Source organism: Staphylococcus sp. 231237_7MaSpsaltlick, from assembly GCF_043107035.1.
On record NZ_JBICNX010000142.1, the window covers coordinates 1 to 1,200 of the forward strand.

At 26.6% G+C, this 1,200-nt stretch carries 2 protein-coding genes; both read right to left on the minus strand.

Features of this window, described 5'->3' with window-relative positions; genetic code table 11:
• Nucleotides 1–615 (minus strand): LEM-3-like GIY-YIG domain-containing protein (locus ACF91D_RS30460; RefSeq protein ID WP_392438484.1); only part of this gene is annotated, 615 nt, incomplete at its 3' end.
• Between the two features lie 183 nt (nucleotides 616–798).
• The gene (locus tag ACF91D_RS30465) at nucleotides 799–1,119 is read right to left on the minus strand and encodes a hypothetical protein (protein ID WP_325962937.1); all 321 of its coding nucleotides are present in this window, start codon (nucleotides 1,117–1,119) and stop codon (nucleotides 799–801) included.
• Nucleotides 1,120–1,200 lie beyond the last annotated feature (81 nt).

Consider the following 1,200-nt stretch of genomic DNA (forward strand, 5'->3'; position numbering starts at 1 on the left):
TTTATGTATTTTATCTTTTCCTATAATCCAACTACCTAACGTACGTGATTTCAAGTTACTTCTATCACGTTCACTTTCTTTAATGGGATACTCTTTACTTTCATCTTTATCTAATCGAAATGCATCTCTGATTTTCACTGCTAAAATTAATTCATTCGTATTTATATTTTCAAGATTAATTGAATCATAGCCAAATTCATTTTCCAAGTCTTCAACTAAGTATGCTTTAGATCCATGACCGTTAATCATATTTGTTAATGTAGTTTTATTTGTTAGGTTAAGAAAGTTTATAAGAACATTTTCTGCAGAAAATGCCTCAGATTCGGTTAATCCATAACTTATTATATATCCTAAAACATTCAAATCATTGCTACAAATTTCGTTAATTCTATTAAATTTCAAGTTATCTTTATTTTCTTCTCTAAATATATCTTCGTACAATAATTGTTTCTGCGCATCTTGTTTATGTTTAAATATTCTATTCCCCTTACCTTTACCAACATAAAAGCATTCATCATTTCTTGGGTCCATCAAACAGTATACATAAAATACGTGTTGATGATCTTTTTCTAGTTGTGCTAGTGTCGATTCAGAAAATTGATTAATGTGTTTCAATAAAATCTCTCCTTCTTTGTGAACATATTCATTTTTATACTAATTAATATAATTACCAAAAAAATTTCTGTTTAAAAGTGAAAAATATTATTTATCGTTTGACTTAAACCTTCAATATATAGGTGCGCATATGTATCATTTTGTGCCAATTTGAACAAACGGGAATCAAGTCTGTTTCTGAGTTTATTTCAACTTTCTTATAGTAAACATTGACTTAATATGATGAACTTCAATAAAACTTTCCCTATGCCCCATAAAATTTCTCTCAAAATCAAAAACCACATACCTTACAACTTTTACCGTCGATATCAATTGCTCTTTTCTTAATTTAGAATTTCTTTCAAATTTTGTACTATAACGTGAAACTACTTTTCTTTCTTTATAATTAAAATTTACTAATTCGCAATCATTTTTACTTCCATTTACAAAAACATCCATTGTTTCTAACACAAAATCTAATAAACTTCCTTTTATTAATCGTGGGCATTGTATATTTCCTTTCATTCTTTCTTGATTCCATTAGTTTAAACTTAAAATTTCATCATCAATTTCTTTAATTAATTGTAGTTCCATAATCAATATAAT